Consider the following 17,498-nt stretch of genomic DNA (forward strand, 5'->3'; position numbering starts at 1 on the left):
TTACGGCAATGTCAGCCGCGTCCTACAGGCGTCCCACACCACTCCGATCGTTCCCACGCTCCCGCGTGGGAATGCAGCCCAGGACGCTCTGCGTCCAAAGCGTGACGCAGAGCGTCACAAGAGGCATTCCCACGCAGAGCGTGGGAACGAGCACGTCAGGTGCTCTCGCGCACCTGCAACTCAAACCCCATATCCACCACCGGCTTGGCGATCTTGTTGCCCGCCATGATCGTCAATAAATGCTCCGCCGAGCGCCGCCCGATCGCCTCACGCGGCGTGCTGATACTGCTCAAACGCGGCACCATGAATGAAGAGGCGGGCAAGTCGTTAAAGCCCAGCACCGCCACCCGTTCCGGTACTTTGATACCGTGACGCATCGCCTCCAGCAGCGCGCCTTGGGCCAGGTCGTCGTTACCGAAGAAAATCGCGTCCACATCCGGATGCGCCGCCAGCAGCTGCAAAAACAACTCCCCACCCAAGCCTACGGAGGAGGGGCGCGGTGTCAGCAATTCCAGCGCCGGGTCGTACATACCGGCGTGTTGCAGGGCGCGGCGGAACCCTTCACCGCGCAGTAACGTGCGTTGGTCCAACTGCGCGCCGATATACGCCAGGCGCTTGCGCCCACGGGAGAGCAAATGCGCTGCCGCTGTCTCGCCGGCACTCAATTGCGAGAAACCCACGCAATTCACGCCCGCATTCGGGTCCAGATCCATCATGTACACACAGGGCACGTTGCTGGCCTCGACCATCCGTCGTGCGCTTTCGGTGCGGTCAAACCCGGTCAGCAGCAAACCGCGTGGCTGGTAAGCCATATAGTTGCGCAGCAGGTTTTCTTCTTCATCACGCGAATAGTGCGAGTTGCCGATCAGCACTTCAAAGCCCTTGGGCCGCAGTACTGCGTGGATGGCTTCGAGGGTTTCGATAAACAGCAGGTTGGACAGCGACGGCACGATGACCACCACCGAATGGCTCTGCGCCGAGGCCAGGGCGCGAGCGGCGGGGTTGACCACGTAGTTGAGTTCGGCGGCGGCCAGCTGCACTTTTTCCACCAGCTCGGTAGCAACCGTGCTGACGCCACGCAGTGCGCGGGAGGCGGTAATGGGGCTGACACCCGCCAGGCGGGCCACTTCATTGAGGGTCGGGCGACCGGTGGTGCGTAATTTTTTATCGTTCTTGGAGGTCATCAGGCTGTTGCCAAACAAAAATCGAGGCACTAAGGTAGCGCTGTCTCCAAACAGCTGCAAATACTTGAACGTTGGGTTGCCTGATCCTGTTCAAACGGTTGGAGAGGATGCACGCGTCACTCCATAAAAATGACAAGTCGGCGCGGGAAAAGCCTGTTTTTGCACTAGCCTTACAGCGTGCAAAGGTAGCGCTATCTGCGTCCTGAGGTGTTTCATGAGTCAACCTGTTACCGCCCTGGTCATCATGGGTGTTTCCGGCTGTGGCAAGTCCAGCGTCAGCGAGGCCCTGTGCCGCCTGAACGGCGCCACCGCGATTGAAGGCGACAGCTTTCACCCTGCCGCCAATATCGAAAAGATGAGCGCCGGCCACCCGCTTAACGACGACGACCGCGCCGGCTGGCTCGACATCCTTTGCGATGAACTGCGCCGCTCGCTCAAAGCGGGCGAGCATCCGGTGCTCACCTGCTCAGCCCTTAAAAAGAAATACCGCGACCACCTGCGCGAAGCCGCGCCGGGCCTGGGCTTTGTGTTCCTGGAGCTGACCCGCGCCGTGGCCGCTGACCGCGTGTCCCATCGCCCCGGCCATTTCATGCCGGCCAGCCTGATCGACAGCCAGTTCGCCACCCTCGAATCGCCCGTGGGTGAGCCGCTGACCCTGGCGCTCAATGCCAGCGAAGACAGCGTTGAGGACTTGGCCGAGCAAACCAATGCCTGGTGGCTGCAACACGGCTTTGAACCTACTCATTAATTTTTTGCCGGAAAAGGTAGCGCTACCCCCGGCGAAAGATTCAATACCCGCTTTAATAACAACAACAAACAGGAGAGACCCCCCATGTTTGGCATGTCCCACGAGTCCTACCTGCTGCTAGATGCAGTGGTCACAATCATCGGGTTGATCGTTCTGATCACCAAGTTCAAGGTGCACCCGTTCATTGCACTGATCATCGCGGCCGGCTTCCTCGGCCTGACCTCGGGCATGCCCGTGGACAAGATCATCAAGGCGTTCCAGGACGGTTTTGGCGGCGTGCTCGGTTTTGTCGGCATCATCCTCGCGCTGGGCACGATGCTCGGCAAAATGATGGCCGAATCCGGCGGTGCCGATCAGATCGCGCAAACGCTGATCCGCGCCTTCGGCAAAGAAAAAGTCCAGTGGGCCATGATGTTCGCCGCGTTCCTGGTGGGCATCCCGCTGTTCTTCGAGATCGGCTTTGTGCTGCTGATCCCGCTGGTGTTCATCGTCGCGCGCCGCACCGGCGTGTCGCTGATCAAGATCGGCATCCCGCTGCTCGCCGGCTTGTCGGCGGTACACGGCCTGGTGCCACCACACCCTGGCCCGCTGCTGGCCATCGGCGTGTTTGGTGCCGATATTGGCAAAACCATCCTGTACGGCCTGATCGTCGCACTGCCGACCGCCATTATTGCCGGGCCGATCTTCGGTACGTTTATCGCCAAATACATTCCGGGCAACCCGTCCCAGGAACTGGTCGATCAACTGGCCCGCGAGCCGGAGTCCAAAAGCCTGCCGAGCTTCAGCATCACCCTGATCACCGTGCTGCTGCCGGTGTTCCTGATGCTGCTCAAGACCTTCGCAGACGTCGCGCTGCCGGACGGCCACGCCATCCGCAACTGGATGGACATGATCGGTCACCCGATCACCGCGCTGCTGCTGGCGTTGCTGCTGTCGCTGTACACCTTTGGCCATCGCCAGGGCATTCATTCCAAGCAAATCCTCAAGCTGCTCGACGCCAGCCTTGCGCCGACCGCTGCGATCATCCTGATCATCGGCGCCGGTGGTGGTTTCAAGCAGATGCTGGTCACCAGCGGCGTGGGCGACGTGATCGGCCATATGGCGGTGAACGCGCAGATCAACCCGATTCTGCTGGCGTGGCTGGTGGCGGCAGTGATTCGTGTGGCCACAGGCTCCGCGACGGTCGCGACCATTACCGGCGCAGGCATTGTGGTGCCGGTGGTGGGCATGATTCCAGGCGTGAACCGTGAGCTGCTGGTGTTGGCGACGGGGGCGGGTTCGTTGGTGTTGTCTCACGTCAACGATGCGGGGTTCTGGCTGGTGAAGCAGTACTTCAATATGACCGTGGTCGAGACGTTCAAGACCTGGACGGCGATGGAGACCATTCTGTCGGTGGTGGCACTGATCTTTATCATGCTGCTGTCGTTGGTGGTGTAACACCACACAATGATCGTTCCCACGCTCTGCGTGGGAATGCCTCTTGTGACGCTCTGCGTCACGCTTGGGGACGCAGAGCGTCCCGTGCTGCATTCCCACGCGGAGCGTGGGAACGATCATTGGATCAGGCTTTATCCGCCCGGAACATCCCGCGAATCCCGCGTACCGCCTGGCGAATCCGGTCCTGGTTCTCGATCAGCGCAAAGCGCACATGATCATCCCCATACTCACCAAAGCCAATCCCCGGCGACACACACACCTTCGCCTCCAGCAGCAGTTTCTTGGCAAATTCCAGCGAACCCATGGCGGCATACTGCTCGGGAATTTTCGCCCAGACGTACATCGACGCCTTGGGATTTTCCACCATCCAGCCCAGCTCATGCAGGCCTTTGACCAGCACGTTACGGCGCTGGCGATACTGCTCGGCAATGTCCTTCACGCACTGCTGATCGCCTTCCAGCGCCGCAATCGCTGCCACTTGCAGCGGGGTGAAGGTGCCGTAGTCGTGGTAACTCTTGATCCGCGCCAGGGCGTTGACCAGTTCCGGGTTACCGACCATAAAGCCGATGCGCCAGCCAGCCATGTTGTAGCTCTTGGACAGGGTGAAAAACTCCACCGCAATGTCCTTGGCGCCTGGCACTTGCATGATCGAGGGGGCTTTCCAGCCGTCGTAGACGATATCGGCGTAGGCCAGGTCGTGGACAACAAGCACGTCGTACTGCTTGGCCAGGGCGATCACGCGTTCGAAGAAGTCCAGTTCCACGCACTGCGCGGTGGGGTTGGACGGGAAGCCGAGGATCATCATTTTCGGCTTGGGGATCGAGCCACGAATCGCCCGTTCCAGCTCGGCGAAGAAGTCCACGCCCGGCACCAGCGGCACCGAACGCACCTGGGCGCCGGCAATCACGGCACCGTAGATGTGAATCGGGTAGCTCGGGTTGGGCACCAGCACGGTGTCGCCCTGGTCCAGGGTGGCCAGCATCAAGTGCGCCAGGCCTTCCTTGGAACCGATGGTCACGATGGCTTCGGATTCCGGGTCAATATCCACTGCATAGCGGTCTTTGTACCAGCGCGAAATGGCCCGGCGCAGACGCGGAATGCCTTTGGAGGTGGAGTAACCATGGGTGTCTTCACGCTGGGCGACGGTGACCATTTTTTCCACGATGTGTGGAGGCGTGGCGCCGTCAGGGTTACCCATGCTCAAGTCGATGATGTCTTCGCCGCGCCGACGCGCAGCCATCTTCAGCTCGGCAGTGATATTAAAAACGTAAGGGGGGAGTCGATCTATGCGCGCAAAGCGGCGCGGCGAACCTTGGTCTGCCATTGTTGCCTCGAGGTACGTAAGCGCCCGGAACCGTCCGAGCGACGTCGGCCACTGCGGTGGCCTGCGGGGCAGACAATACGGTCGATGATGGCCAGTTGTCCAGATGCGTAGGAAAAATTTCTACTTGGAGTACAGCGTGGATATGCCCCTATACTCGATGCGGGTTTGTTCCCTCATAAGAAGGAGACTGTTCGTATGGATCAGCAGACAAAAAAACAACCGTTAGAGCCACGCATGGAAGCCGGTAAAGCCCTGGTAATCGCAGGCGTCCAAGGGCGTTATTCAAAGGCCACAGTGGGTGATATCCCAAAGCTGTGGGAGTTGTTCGACACCTGCGTCAAAGACATCAAAAAGCGCGTCGGGGGCGTGACCTATGGTGTGTGCCACAACCCCCACCATGGCGAATTCGACTACATGGCCGGGGTGGAAGTCCCGACTAAAAGCGACGTGCCGGGCAACTTTGAATTCATCGAAATTGCGCCGCTCAACTACGCCGTGTTCCCGCATTACGGGCCGGTACAGGCACTTGAGCAAACCTACGAGCGCATCATGTTCGAGTGGTTGCCGCATTCGGGCTACAAGGTGATGGGCGCGGATTTCGAGCGCTACAGCGCCGATTTCGACGCGCGCAAGGGCACGGGGACGGTGGAGATCTGGCTGCCGGTTGGCGAAAAGGGCTGACGGCGGTGCTGGCGGCGCCGACAAGACGGCGCCGCCAGAGGTATCAATACAGCGTGTTTTTGACCCGTTCCGGCATCTCTCGGTCATAGGCCTCGGCATCAAACTGCCCAGCATTGAGCCGCTTGTGAAACGCACCGGCCGACGGCAGTGCCGAGCGGTCCAAATGTTTTTCGGGGTTCCAGCAATCCGAGCGCACAAAGGCTTTGGAGCAATGGAAATACGCCGACTCCACCTGCACCAGAATCACCGAACGCGCCGGTTTGCCATTCACCGCAAAACTCTCCAGCAGCTCGGGCTCGACGCAAATCTGCGCGCGGCCGTTCACGCGCAACGTCTCGCCAACCCCCGGAATGATGAACAGCAAGGCAATCCGTGGGTCTTGCACCAGATTGCGCAGGGTATCGAGCCGGTTATTGCCCGGCCGGTCCGGGATCGCCAAGGTGCGTTCATCCACAATCCGCACAAACCCCGGCACATCACCGCGCGGCGAGCCATCAATGCCCTCCGGCCCGGATGAGCTCACCACCACCAAGGGCGAGGCCCGCACCATGGCCTGGTAATCCTCGTTGAGAAACGCGATCTCCTTGCGCACCGCCCGTTCGTGGGGCAGGCCGTAGAGGGTTTCGAGTTGTTCGAGGGTTGTCAGCATGGATCACCTTTGCGAAAGACACAGAGCTTAATCTTTGAAAATATCTGGGAGTCCATCAAGCGTTGGAAGGCGCGCTGCTACCAGTTCCATTTCGCTGCTCAGGGCTCCTATCACGCGTGTGTAGGCACCCATTGATACGGACATACTGCCTTGCTCGATCTCGATGAGTTTTTGGCGTGTTACGCCCGCTAATGTGGCCAAATCTGATTGTTTGTAGCCTTTGCTGAGACGCTTCGCCCGAATTTGCTTGGCGAGTCTTTGCGTGATGAGCGAAGCATCCATGTCGCGTTACCATTACATTATCTTTGTGATGTCATGTTTGTGTTACATCGGATGGGTGTCAACACCCATTAGGTAAATACCAAGCTCAACCTACGCTCATACCCAACCCGGCCCTTATACGCCTCCCCGCTGTCCACCCACCCAGCCGCCAGATACAACCCCATCGCCGCCGCATTGTCCGCGTCCACCGACAACTCCAGCGCCTTGATCTGCGGCCACGCCTGCAATGCCACGGCCGGCAGTGCCTGCAAACACGCTTTGCCAAACCCGCGCCCTTGCTGATGCCGGTCCACCTGCAACGCGTGCAGCGTGGCGCTGTGTTCATCGGCCCAATGGGGCAGGCAGGGCGGGCGTTTGAGCAGCAGGAAGGCCACGGGCATTTCGTCGGCCAGTAGCGCAAAGCCTTTGATTGCGCCGGGCTTGGGGTTGACCAGCAGGCTGTTGAGCGCGCAGTAGATATCGCCGGAATACGCCAGTTGCTCGGGGTGTACTTGCAGAGTGTCGAGGTGCTGTTTTTGCACAAGGCTCAGCGTCTCATAGGCGACGAGGCGGGTTTCCATCGGGGGCGCATCCGAAATCCTACAAAGAGGCGTGGATTCTAGCGGGTTTGGCGTAGGCGAAATTATTTTTCAACGGTGTGTCGATTTGCTCAAACGCCATTCGACCAAGGGTGTCCTTTGTGATTTCCAACCCCCAGGAGTATCGCCATGAGCACTGCAATCAACACCCTGATCGAGCAATGGAAACAAGCCGTACTGGCCCGTGATATCGACAAAATTGTCAGCTATTACGCCGACGATATCGTCTCGTTCGATGCCGTCACTGCGCTGCAATTCAAGGGCAAGGCCGCTTACCGCGCCCATTGGGACGAATGCATGAAGCATTGCCCCGGCCCGGGTATTTTCGAGTTTCATGAGCTGCATATCGTCGAGGCGCCCGACAGCGCGTTTGCCCACTGGCTGGCGCACTGCGGCGGCGCTGGGCCGGATGGCGTGGTGAAGGCGTGCTGGATGCGCGTGACCGCCGGCTACCAGCGTATCAACGGGCAGTGGAAGGTGGTGCATGAGCACTGGTCGGCGCCTTTCGACATGGAAAGCGGCACGGCACTGTTCGACCTGAAACCTTGACTGCCACGAACTATAGTCAGTAGTCCGAAAACGGAGAGCACCATGAAATACCTCTGCCTGATCTACAGCAACGAAGAGCTGTTGCACACCTCGCCCGACAGCCCGGCGGACCCGGAGTGTTTTGCCTACGCCGAGGCCATCCAGGCCAGCGGCCGCATGCTCGCCGCCGAGCCGTTGGAGTCGGTGAGCACCGCCACCACCGTGCGCATGCGCAATGGCAAGCTGTCGATCACCGACGGGCCGTTCGCCGAAACCAAGGAGCAGCTCGCCGGGTTTTACCTGATCGAGGCCAAGGACTTGAACGACGCGATCCAGTTGGCTGGCGGCATACCGGCGGCGCGGGTCGGCAGTGTGGAAGTGCGCCCCGTGCGTGCATTGAATCTCTGAACACAACAACCACAAGACAGGAGGTTTACCCATGAATACCCAACCCGCTGAATTTGAACTGTCCATCAGCCGTTTGATCGACGCACCGCCAAGCAAGGTGTTTCGCGCCTGGACCACGCCCGAGCTGTTGCAGCAATGGTGGGGGCCACACGGCATGACCACGCCGGAGTGTGAAATGAACCTGTGGGTAGGTGGCCTGTTTCGCACCTTGATGCGCGCGCCGGATGGCGCCGAGTACCCGACCTCTGGCGTGTTCCTGGAAATCGAGGCCCCGAGCCGGCTGGTGTTTACCGATGCTTATGCGCCGGGCTGGATCCCGTCGGGCAAGCCGTTCATGACCGCCGAAGTGACTTTCGAAGAGGTCGACGGCAAGACCCAATACACCGCCCGCGCCATGCATTGGAGCGAAGCCGACAAGCAGGCCCACGAAGCCATGGGTTTTCATGATGGCTGGGGCCAGAGCCTCGACCGTCTGGTGACGCTGGTGACCCAGGGCATGCCCGATTGACCCCGCAGGTCGAGGCGATTTACCGCAGCGAATCACGCCGCGTACTGGCGACGCTGATTCGCTTGCTGGGTGATTTCGACTTGGCTGAAGAGGCGCTGCACGAAGCGTTTTTTATTGCCGTGCAGCGCTGGCCGCAAGACGGCGTGCCGGCCAATCCAAGGGCCTGGCTGGTCTCCACCGGCCGCTTCAAAGCCATCGACCGCCTGCGCCGTCAGGCACGGTTCACCCCGTTATTACAGGAGCAGGCCGACGCGCTGGAGGCGGCTGACTGGAGTGAGGAAGACGTGCAAGACGACCGCCTGCGCCTGATCTTCACCTGCTGCCACCCGGCGTTGGCGCCCGATGCCCAGGCGGCGCTGACCTTGCGTGAGATCTGCGACCTCACCACAGAAGAAATCGCCCGCGCCTTTCTGGCCACGCCCACCACCATTGCCCAGCGCATCGTGCGCGCCAAGGGCAAGATCCGCGAAGCGAAAATCCCCTACCAAGTGCCAACCCTGGACCAGTTGCCCGAGCGTCTGGACAGCGTGTTGCGCGTGATTTACCTGGTGTTCAACGAGGGCTATTCGGCGTCCATGGGCGCCGACCTCACTCGCGAAGACCTGACCCGCGAAGCCATTCGTTTGGGGCGTTTGCTGCTGGAGTTGCTGCCAGAGCCGGAGGTGATGGGCTTGCTGGCGCTGATGCTGCTGCATGAATCGCGCCGAGCAACGCGCACCTCGGCCGAGGGTGAGTTGGTGTTATTGCATGAACAGAACCGCGCATTGTGGGACGCGTCCTTGATTGCTGAAGGCTGTGCACTGGTGGAGCAGGCATTGAGTACACGGCGGTTTGGCCCGTATTGCCTGCAGGCGGCGATCGCGGCGGTGCATGCCGAAGCGACCCAGGCTGAGGGCACGGACTGGCTGCAGATTGTCGGGCTTTACGATGTGTTGCTGCGCGAAGTACCGTCGCCGGTGATCGAGCTGAACCGCGCGGTGGCGGTGGCGATGGGGCAGGGGCCGTTGGCGGGGTTGCAGTTGGTGGAGGGCATACTGCAGCGCGGGGAGTTGCTGGATTACCACCTGGCGCATTCGGCACGCGGGGAGTTTTGCCGGCAGTTGGGGCGGGTTGAAGAGGCGCGGGCAGCCTACGAAAAAGCCCTCTCACTCACCCAGCAAACCCCAGAAAAACGCTTTATAGAGCGGCGCCTGGCCGAACTCAAAATCTCCACACAATGAAAATCAAAACGGTGGGAGCTGGCTTGCCTGCGATGGCGGTCTATCAGCTGACACATGTTTAAGCTGACCCACCGCTATCGCAGGCAAGCCAGCTCCCACATTGAACAGTGTTGTTTGCACTATTTCCGTTAAGGCTGCTGACGGGTCGCTGCCAACACGATTTCACGAATGCACACATGCTGCGGCTGCTGGTACGCATAGGCAATCGCCGAAGCCACATCATCAGGACTCAACACCGTGCCGCCCATGTCCTGCTTCCAGGCCTGATAACCGCTCTTGATCGCCTCATCCGTGGTATGGCTGAGCAACTCAGTCTCCACCGCACCCGGGGCAATCGTAATCACGCGCACGTTGCTCGGCGACAATTCCTCGCGCAGGTTCTCCGAAATCCCATGCACGGCAAACTTGGTGCCTACATAGGCCACATGATTGGGGAAAGTCTTGCGCCCAGCCACCGAGCTGACGTTGATGATGGTGCCGCCCTTGCGCGCGACCATGCTGGCGGCCACCGCGTGAATGCCATTGAGCAGGCCTTTGACGTTGACGTCGAGCATCTGCTCCCATTGTTCCGGGTCTTGTTCACTGACCGCACCCAGCAACATCACGCCAGCGTTGTTGATCAGTGCATCGGCCGGGCCGAACTGGGCTTCGGCTTCCTTCACGGCGGCGACCAGTGCGGCGCGGTCGGTGATGTCCACGCCTCGGTTCAAGGTGTTCGGCAGGGCCAGCTCGTTAAGACGATCGATACGTCGCGCCAACAGCAGCAGCGGGTGACCGGCGGCCGATAGCAGGCGCGCGGTGGCTTCGCCGATACCGGAACTGGCGCCGGTGATGATGATCAGTGGCTTGCTCATAAATGCACTCCTGGAATAAGAAAAACCGATAACGTAAAGCGTGGGTGCAGTATGTTTACCCCCGGCAAGGCTTAAAAATGCCTTTTTCCTCTGTCTGTCATCGGATAAAACTATGGATGTGCGTCACCTCAAGGCGTTTCTGGCGGTGTTCGAGGAGCGTAATATCACCGCAGCTGCCCAGCGTTTGTTCATCAGCCAGCCGACCTTGTCGGTGACCATCAAGCAATTGGAAGACGAGCTGGGTGTGGCGCTGTTCGTGCGTCAGCCGCGTGGCGTGGAGGTCAGTGCCGAAGCGCGGGTGCTGTACCCGCAGGCGCGGCGCATGGTCGCCGAAGCGCACGCCTTGAGCCGACTGTTTCGCGGGCGCGAAAACCGCATTGCGCTGGAGCTGGGCGTGGAGGGCGATATTGCCGACAGCCAGATCGAAACCTTCCTGCGCATGGCGCACCAGGGTCTGCCGGGCTTGCTGTTGACCTTGCAGGAAGGCTGCGCAGGCCAAGGGCGGTTGGCAGTGGAAGAAATGTGCTGCGAGGACGAGTTGTTTTTGCCGTTGTGGGAGGAGCCTTACGTGATGGCCTTGCCAGCCGAGCATCCCATGGCGCACGCGGGCAAGGAGCAAGCGTGGGCGCCAATTGAAGACTGGATTACCTGTCCGCAGCACGATTCCCATCAGCGCTTGATGGCGCTTTATGGCCGCTCGCCGCAAGCGGTGGCCGGGCATGCCGGGTCATTGACCCAGGCTTTGCACATGGTGGCAGCGGGTGTGGGCGTAGCGATGTTGCCGCAGTCGATGGCGGCTGAACGTGCTGGGGTGGTGATTCGCGAATGGCACCTGCCGGCGCCGACGCGGCGGGTGGGTTTATGTTTCGCCGCGCAGGCGTTGGAATTGCCCGCGTTGCGTGCCCTGCACGAATACTTCCAGAACAACCGCCCACCGCAGCTATCAGCAGCCTGACCCAAACCTAGTGTTTAACGCAGTCCAAATGTGGACCTCAGTGTTTGGACAGGATCACTCCAACATCTTGCCCAGCAACCAACTCCCCGCCGGCCCCGGCGGATGGTGCCTTGACCACAGCGCATCTACCGCCACCGAGCGCGGCCAGCTGCGGGCCTTGAGTTCGACCAGGTGGTCGCCACCAAAACGCTCCACCAACCAGCGCGGAATCGGTGCCCAGCCGAACCCCAACTGTGCCATCTCCATCAGCATCAAGTAACTGGGCGCCGACCACACCCGACCGCTCGGGCGGGTTTCAGTCGGGTTGATAATGCTGGCCAGGCGCAATTCGCGGTGTTGCTGCAAGGTCTGCGCCGGGATGTTCTTCAACTTGGCCAACGGATGCGTGGGCGCCGCGAACAGGGCAATTTCGGTGCGTTCTTCGACCGGCGCGCCGGTCAGGTCGGGCGGGTAAGTGTCTTGTTTTTCGATAAACGCAATCTGCGCCCGGCCGCTTTGCACCAGGGCGATCAGGTCTTCGCATTCGGCGATCAGGCATTCCAGCTCAAGGTCGGGGTGGCGCTGTTCAAAGGCCTTGAGGGCGACTTCAAAGCGGTCGGACTGGTAAGTATCGGACATGGCGATGGTCAGCTTGGGCTCAAGGCCCTGTGACAGCTGGCTCGCCGCCAGCTCCAGGCGGCTGCTGGCCTCCAGCACCTGCTCGGCGCGCTGCAATAAGACATGGCCGGCGGGCGTGAGTGTCGGCTTACGGCTGCTGCGATCAAACAGCACCACGTCCAGGTCAATCTCCAGGCTCGCCACGGCCGCGCTGACGGTGGACTGGCTTTTACCCAGCTTGCGCGCCGCCGCCGAAAACGAGCCTTGGGTAGCGGCTTGCACAAACGCCTGCAGCACTTCATTGGAGGCCATGACTATCGCCTTTATCGATGGTTATTAGTTATGAAGTATCGAGTCAAAGGGTAATCATGGCAACCATCGTCACTCAAGGAGCCGGGTCATGAACCCTACCAAGTCGATTACTGAACGTGTTTGCCAGGCCATTGGTTTTGAAGGGCTGGCCTTATTGATCTGTACACCGTTGCTGGTGTGGATCACCGGCCGGCCGGCCCTGGAAATGGGTGCGGTGACTCTGGGCATCAGCCTGTTGGCGCTGAGCTGGAACGTGATTTTCAACAGCCTGTTCGACCGCCTCAAAGCCCGCCTGCAATGGACCGACGGCGGCTGGACCCGCGTGGTGCATGCGCTGTTGTTCGAAGGCGGCCTGATCATCCTGGCGGTGCCGTTGATTGCCGCGTTGATGAAGATCAGCCTGTTGGAAGCCTTTATCCTCGACATCGGCGTGCTGTTGTTCTTCCTGCCGTACACCTATGTGTACCACTGGGGGTATGACGTGCTGCGGGAAAAAATCGTACAGCAAAGGCTGCCTAGCCAAGCTTGAGCGAGGCCACAAACGCCAGAAATGCCCGCACCTTGGCGGCGGGCAAGTGCCGCGACGGGTAATAGGCGTACAACGGGAAACGCTCGTCCGGCCAGTCGGGAAACAGCTCCACCAGGCTGCCGGCCTTGATCGCCGAATCCAGGCCGAGGTCGAGCATCTGCGCCACGGCATGCCCGTGTTCACACACGCTGTACAAGGTGCTGGCGTCGTTAACCACCAAGCGGCCACTGGTGCGCACAATCACTTGCTCACCGGGCCGGTGGAACTCCCAGGCAAACGGGCGACCGGTTTGCGAGTCGCGAAAATCCAGGCACATGTGCCCGGTTTCCAGGTCTTGCGGAATTGTGGGTCGGCCGTATTGCTCAAGGTAGGCAGGGGAGGCCACGGTGAGCACGCGCACTTCCATCAGCTTGCGTGCGATCAGCGAAGAGGACTGTGGGATGCCGAAGCGAATGGCCAAGTCAAAGCCATCGGCCACCAGGTCACCGAGTTGGTCGCGGGTGTGCAAATCCAATTGCAGTTGCGGATAGCTGCGCATGAAGTCGCCCAGCACCGGACCGAGTACCAGCCGCGAAAAATACGGGTCGATGTTGACCCGCAAACGCCCACGCACGGTGAGGGCGCTGTCGGCCGCCGAATCGGCGGCTTCCTCCAGCCCGGCCAACAGCGGGGCGATTTGCTGGTAAAAACGTCGCCCCTCGTCGGTCAATTGCACCGAGCGGGTGGTGCGGCCGAACAGGCGAATACCGAGGCGTTTTTCCAGGCGGGAAATCGCCCGGCTGACCCCCGAAGGCGTCATCTCCAGGCTGTTGGCGGCGCGGGCAAAGCTGCCGCTGTCGACCACGGCGGCCAATACGCCCATACCGCCGGCCAAGCCTGGATCAAAACTCATCGGTGATTGCCCGTCAGTGATCTGAAGGCATTGATGCTAGCGCAGAATGCTTACAGAAACATGCCGCCCGACGCTTCGATGCGCTGCCCGGTGATCCAGTTGCTGCCATCGGCCAGCAGTATCGAAATCGCGCCGCCGATATCGTCCGGCAAGCCGGCACGGCCCAGGGCGGTGTTGTCGGCGACCATTGCATTCAGCTGCGGGTTATCGCGCACTGCGCCGCCGCTGAAATCGGTGGCAATCGCACCGGGTGCCAGGGTGTTGACGGTGATGCCACGCGGGCCGAGTTCTTTGGCCTGATAACGCGACAGCACTTCCACGGCGCCTTTCATCGATGCATAGGCGGCGTAGCCCGGCAGACTGAACCGCGCCAGGCCGCTGGAGATGTTGATGATGCGCCCGCCATCGCTGATCAGCGGCAGCAGTTTCTGGGTGAGGAAAAACGGCGCCTTGAAGTGAATGGCCACCAGCTTGTCGAACTGCTCTTCGGTGGTGTCGGCAAAGCTTGCGTGAGCGCCGATGCCCGCGTTGTTGATCAGAAAGTTGAAATGTTGCTGGGCGAAAACGTCCTTGAGCACCGTAGCGATTTGCCCGACAAAAGCATCGAAGCTGCCGCTCTGGCTGACATCCAGTTGCAGCATGGCGGCGCGGCCGCCCAGCGCTTCAACCTGTGCCACCACTGCTTGGGCCTCGGTTGCGGCGCTGTGGTAAGTGCCGATGATATCCACGCCTTGTGCGGCAAGGTGCAAAGCGGCGCTTTTGCCAAGGCCACGGCTGGCGCCGGTGATAAGTGCGATTTTACGAGTCATGGGATAGTCCTCATTGGGTGATCAGTGGGACTGAGTGTATTTGTACGCCCATAACGTGATAAACAGGCTGATATCGGAATCACTGGCCGGATAAGGCGAACAATCCCATGAACAAACTGGAGCTGCTGCGCACCTTCGTGCGTGTCACCGAACTGTCGAGTTTTACCCAGGCCGGAGAGAGCCTGGGCCTGCCGCGTTCCACCGTGTCCGAGCATGTGCAGGCGCTGGAAACGTTGCTGGGCGCGCGCCTGTTGCAGCGCACCACGCGCACTGTGCAAGCCACCCAGGACGGCCGCGTACTGTATGAACGCAGCAAGGATTTGCTCGCGCACATGGAAGAACTCGAAGGCTTGTTTCGCCAGGATGAAGCGCAATTGGCCGGGCGCATTCGGGTGGATATGCCCAACGCCATGGCGCGCGGCCTGGTGATGCCGCAGCTGCCGTCGTTCATGGCGCGCCACCCGTTGGTGGAGATGGAAATCAGCAGTTCGGATCGCCAGGTCGACGTGATTGCTGAAGGCTTTGATTGCGTGGTGCGCGTGGGCGCGCAACCCGATCAGAGCGTGGTTGCCCGCAAGGTGTGCAGCATGCCGATGGTCAACTGTGTAAGCCCCGCCTACCTGCAACGTTATGGCGTGCCCGAAACCATTGCCGACCTCGCGCAGCATCAACTGGTGCATTACGTGCGCCCGCTCGGTGCGCGCTCGGCCGGGTTTGAATACCTGCAAGGCAACAAGGTGCAGCGCGTGGCCATGGCCGGGCGCGTGACCGTCAGCAGCACCGATGCCTACCAGGCGGCGTGTCTCGGCGGTTTGGGGATTGTCCAGGTGCCGCTGCTCGGCATTCGCGATTTATTGGCCAGTGGCGAATTGGTTTCAGTGTTGGCGGACTACCTCGCACCGCCCCTGGACGTGTCGATGCTCTACGCCGGCCAACGGCATTTGCCGTTGCGGGTGCGAGTGTTTATGGAGTGGCTGGCGGCTACCTTGCAGGCGCGTATTTAACGCCGCGCCGACAACTGCTGCGGCGCCAGGAAGGCGTCGTGGAAGTAATCACGAAACGCCTGCATCGCCGGGGTAAACGCACGTTCGCGGTGCCAGGCCAGGCCAACGCTCATGGGCGTGACCGGGTCGGTGACGGTCAGGGTTTCGATGCGCTTGCCTTCCAGCGACCACGGACGGTGCACCAGGTCTGACAGGATCGCCACGCCGCTGCCATTAGCGACCATGCTGCGCACCGCCTCCACCGAACTGGTGCGCAGCCGCACGTTGGGCGTTTGCCCGGCCTGTTCCCAGTAGCGCATGGCACTGTGCTCGGCTTCGTCGACGGTCAGCAGGATATAAGGCTCTTGCGCCACATCCGCCAAACTCACGGCACCGCGTTCGCACAACGGGTGATGGCTGGGCAGCCACAGGCGGCGTTCGGAGTTGAACAGGATTTCCGAGACGATATCTGCGTGAGTCAGGTTGGCGGTGAGCACCACGGCCATGTCGAACTGGCCGTCGAGCAGGCCGTGTTCGATGGCCTGGCGCTCCTGCTCAAAGACGTCGATGGTCACGTCCGGGTGCCAGTGTTGCATGCGTTGCAAGTGATGCGGCAGGAAGTAACCCAGCACCGTGTAGCTGGCCGCTACGCGCAATACGCCGCTGGCACGGTAGTCGGGCAGGGGGCTGTTGAGGGCGTCGTCCACGCTGCGCACGATCACATAGGCGCGGTTGAGAAAGTGCCGACCGGCGTCGGTGAGGTTCATGCCTTGGGCCGAGCGCACGAACAGTTGCACGCCAAGCATCGCCTCCAGCTCCTTGATGGCGGTGGTCACCGCCGACTGGGAGATGTTCAGGTGAATGGCCGCCTGGGAAATCTGGCCGATTTCGGCAGTGGCGACGAAGTAGCGGACTTGGCGCAAGGTCAGGGACATGGCTTTCTCCGATCGTTCCCACGCTCTGCGTGGTAACGCCTCTTGTGACGCTCTGCGTCACGTTTTGGGACGCGGAGCGTCCTGGGCTGCATTCCCACGCGGAGCGTGGGAACGATCTTTGGGGAACGATCTTTGGGTATCTGTTTTTCAGAAGATGGGCCATCTGATAATAGATCTTCCCAAGGGGTCAAGCCCCGGCCTACTTTCAGCCATCACCTTTTGGCGGAGCGACCTCGATGCAGGCAGTGGATTTCAATTCGGACATGGGCGAAGGCTTCGGCCCGTGGACCATCGGCGATGGCGTCGACTTTGACCTGATGGCTTATATCAGCTCAGCCAATATCGCCACCGGCTTCCACGCCGGCGACCCTGGCACCATGCGCCGCACGGTCGAACGCGCCAAGCAACTGGGCGTGGGCATTGGTGCGCATCCGGGCTTTCGTGACTTGGTGGGGTTCGGCCGTCGGCACATCAACGCGCCGGCCCAGGAACTGGTGGACGACATCCTCTACCAACTCGGTGCCCTGCGCGAAATTGCGCGTGCCCAGGGTTTGGTCTTGCAACATATCAAGCCCCACGGCGCACTTTATATGCACCTGGCCCGCGACGAAGAAGCGGCGCGGCTGCTGGTGCAGAACCTGCAAATCATCGAGCCGACGCTGTTGCTGTATTGCATGCCCAACTCGGTGATCTGGCGCGTGGCCAAGGAGTTGGGGCAACCGGTGGTGCGCGAGTTTTACGCCGACCGAGAGTACGACCTGAGCGGCTCCATCGTGTTTACTCGCAATGTTCGCGCCTTGGACCCTGCAACCGTTGCGGCGCGTGTGCTGCGTGCGTGTCAGACCGGCCGGGTGCGAACCGTAGAAGGCGAAGACCTGCAGATCGAATTCGATTCCATCTGCCTGCACAGCGACACGCCTGGCGCGCTGGAGTTGGTGGAAGCCACCCGCGAAGCCTTGGATCAAGCGGGCATTGTGGTGACCAACGAGCGCTCCGGGTTGAACGGGCATGTTGGGTGAGTGGGCTTTCTGTGGTTAGTAGACTTGCCCTGATGGGTGGGCTTTCTGTGGCGAGCAGGCTTGCCC

Annotated in this window: 21 protein-coding genes; 11 read left to right on the forward strand and 10 right to left on the reverse strand. The window is 60.8% G+C overall.

The window, feature by feature from the left end:
- Positions 1–155: 155 nt before the first annotated feature.
- Positions 156–1,187, reverse strand: a complete 1,032-nt coding sequence (locus K0H48_RS07330; RefSeq protein WP_219267167.1) for a LacI family DNA-binding transcriptional regulator — start codon at positions 1,185–1,187, stop codon at positions 156–158.
- A 211-nt stretch (positions 1,188–1,398) separates the two neighbouring features.
- On the opposite strand from K0H48_RS07330, the gene K0H48_RS07335 reads away from it, so the two are divergent.
- Complete coding sequence (locus K0H48_RS07335) at positions 1,399–1,932, forward strand: gluconokinase (RefSeq protein WP_017139216.1); 534 nt, start codon at positions 1,399–1,401, stop codon at positions 1,930–1,932.
- Between the two features lie 84 nt (positions 1,933–2,016).
- Positions 2,017–3,369 carry a GntP family permease gene (locus K0H48_RS07340; RefSeq protein WP_138814135.1) on the forward strand — a complete coding sequence of 451 codons (1,353 nt, stop codon included), beginning with the start codon at positions 2,017–2,019 and terminating at the stop codon, positions 3,367–3,369.
- Between the two features lie 124 nt (positions 3,370–3,493).
- On the opposite strand, the gene alaC is transcribed toward K0H48_RS07340, so the two are convergent.
- Positions 3,494–4,693, reverse strand: coding sequence for an alanine transaminase (gene alaC / locus K0H48_RS07345; RefSeq protein ID WP_219266972.1), 1,200 nt, complete (start codon positions 4,691–4,693; stop codon positions 3,494–3,496).
- A gap of 195 nt (positions 4,694–4,888) precedes the next feature.
- Between alaC and K0H48_RS07350 the strand changes: the two genes are divergently transcribed.
- The gene (locus tag K0H48_RS07350; RefSeq protein WP_219266973.1) at positions 4,889–5,374 is read left to right on the forward strand and encodes a GyrI-like domain-containing protein; all 486 of its coding nucleotides are present in this window, start codon (positions 4,889–4,891) and stop codon (positions 5,372–5,374) included.
- A gap of 43 nt (positions 5,375–5,417) precedes the next feature.
- On the opposite strand, the gene K0H48_RS07355 is transcribed toward K0H48_RS07350, so the two are convergent.
- The 3 genes from K0H48_RS07355 to K0H48_RS07365 all read right to left on the reverse strand — a co-directional run bounded on the left by K0H48_RS07355 (position 5,418) and on the right by K0H48_RS07365 (position 6,865).
- A complete protein-coding gene (locus tag K0H48_RS07355; protein WP_219266974.1) occupies positions 5,418–6,023 on the reverse strand; it encodes a pyridoxamine 5'-phosphate oxidase family protein in 606 nt (201 codons plus the stop codon).
- A 27-nt stretch (positions 6,024–6,050) separates the two neighbouring features.
- Complete coding sequence (locus tag K0H48_RS07360) at positions 6,051–6,305, reverse strand: helix-turn-helix domain-containing protein (protein ID WP_219266975.1); 255 nt, start codon at positions 6,303–6,305, stop codon at positions 6,051–6,053.
- A 68-nt stretch (positions 6,306–6,373) separates the two neighbouring features.
- Positions 6,374–6,865: an N-acetyltransferase gene (locus tag K0H48_RS07365; RefSeq protein WP_219266976.1), complete on the reverse strand. Its 492-nt coding sequence runs from the start codon at positions 6,863–6,865 to the stop codon at positions 6,374–6,376.
- Positions 6,866–7,012: 147 nt separating this feature from the next.
- Between K0H48_RS07365 and K0H48_RS07370 the strand changes: the two genes are divergently transcribed.
- The 4 genes from K0H48_RS07370 to K0H48_RS07385 are packed head-to-tail and all read left to right on the forward strand — an operon-like array spanning position 7,013 to position 9,547.
- A complete protein-coding gene (locus K0H48_RS07370) occupies positions 7,013–7,432 on the forward strand; it encodes a nuclear transport factor 2 family protein (protein WP_219266977.1) in 420 nt (139 codons plus the stop codon).
- A 42-nt stretch (positions 7,433–7,474) separates the two neighbouring features.
- A complete protein-coding gene (locus tag K0H48_RS07375; protein ID WP_219266978.1) occupies positions 7,475–7,819 on the forward strand; it encodes a YciI family protein in 345 nt (114 codons plus the stop codon).
- Positions 7,820–7,850: 31 nt separating this feature from the next.
- Positions 7,851–8,327, forward strand: a complete 477-nt coding sequence (locus K0H48_RS07380; protein ID WP_138814143.1) for an SRPBCC family protein — start codon at positions 7,851–7,853, stop codon at positions 8,325–8,327.
- Positions 8,324–9,547, forward strand: coding sequence for an RNA polymerase sigma factor (locus K0H48_RS07385; RefSeq protein ID WP_219266979.1), 1,224 nt, complete (start codon positions 8,324–8,326; stop codon positions 9,545–9,547). The genes K0H48_RS07380 and K0H48_RS07385 overlap by 4 nt, the downstream gene beginning before the upstream one ends.
- Before the next feature lie 128 nt (positions 9,548–9,675).
- Here the strand turns inward: K0H48_RS07385 and K0H48_RS07390 are convergent, their stop codons facing one another.
- Positions 9,676–10,401, reverse strand: coding sequence for an SDR family oxidoreductase (locus K0H48_RS07390; RefSeq protein ID WP_219266980.1), 726 nt, complete (start codon positions 10,399–10,401; stop codon positions 9,676–9,678).
- 112 nt (positions 10,402–10,513) lie between these two features.
- On the opposite strand from K0H48_RS07390, the gene K0H48_RS07395 reads away from it, so the two are divergent.
- A complete protein-coding gene (locus K0H48_RS07395; RefSeq protein ID WP_219266981.1) occupies positions 10,514–11,356 on the forward strand; it encodes a LysR family transcriptional regulator in 843 nt (280 codons plus the stop codon).
- A 54-nt stretch (positions 11,357–11,410) separates the two neighbouring features.
- Here K0H48_RS07395 and K0H48_RS07400 read toward each other — a convergent pair whose 3' ends face one another.
- A complete protein-coding gene (locus K0H48_RS07400) occupies positions 11,411–12,265 on the reverse strand; it encodes a LysR family transcriptional regulator (RefSeq protein ID WP_138814147.1) in 855 nt (284 codons plus the stop codon).
- Positions 12,266–12,353: 88 nt separating this feature from the next.
- Here K0H48_RS07400 and K0H48_RS07405 point away from each other — a divergent pair, with 88 nt between their 5' ends.
- Positions 12,354–12,794, forward strand: a complete 441-nt coding sequence (locus tag K0H48_RS07405; RefSeq protein ID WP_138814148.1) for a multidrug/biocide efflux PACE transporter — start codon at positions 12,354–12,356, stop codon at positions 12,792–12,794.
- Here K0H48_RS07405 and K0H48_RS07410 read toward each other — a convergent pair.
- Positions 12,781–13,686, reverse strand: coding sequence for a LysR family transcriptional regulator (locus K0H48_RS07410; protein WP_219266982.1), 906 nt, complete (start codon positions 13,684–13,686; stop codon positions 12,781–12,783). The genes K0H48_RS07405 and K0H48_RS07410 overlap by 14 nt on opposite strands.
- A gap of 50 nt (positions 13,687–13,736) precedes the next feature.
- Entirely contained in the window at positions 13,737–14,495 is a 759-nt protein-coding gene (locus K0H48_RS07415) for an SDR family NAD(P)-dependent oxidoreductase (RefSeq protein WP_219266983.1), read from the reverse strand.
- Between the two features lie 107 nt (positions 14,496–14,602).
- Here K0H48_RS07415 and K0H48_RS07420 point away from each other — a divergent pair, with 107 nt between their 5' ends.
- Entirely contained in the window at positions 14,603–15,499 is an 897-nt protein-coding gene (locus K0H48_RS07420) for a LysR family transcriptional regulator (protein WP_219266984.1), read from the forward strand.
- Here K0H48_RS07420 and K0H48_RS07425 read toward each other — a convergent pair.
- On the reverse strand, positions 15,496–16,413 hold the full coding sequence (locus tag K0H48_RS07425; RefSeq protein ID WP_017137886.1) for a LysR family transcriptional regulator: 918 nt from the start codon (positions 16,411–16,413) through the stop codon (positions 15,496–15,498). The genes K0H48_RS07420 and K0H48_RS07425 overlap by 4 nt on opposite strands.
- A gap of 236 nt (positions 16,414–16,649) precedes the next feature.
- Between K0H48_RS07425 and K0H48_RS07430 the strand changes: the two genes are divergently transcribed.
- Complete coding sequence (locus K0H48_RS07430) at positions 16,650–17,432, forward strand: 5-oxoprolinase subunit PxpA (protein ID WP_219266985.1); 783 nt, start codon at positions 16,650–16,652, stop codon at positions 17,430–17,432.
- Positions 17,433–17,498: the final 66 nt, after the last annotated feature.

It is taken from the genome of Pseudomonas sp. Xaverov 259, from assembly GCF_019352915.1.
Classification (GTDB): Bacteria; Pseudomonadota; Gammaproteobacteria; order Pseudomonadales; family Pseudomonadaceae; genus Aquipseudomonas.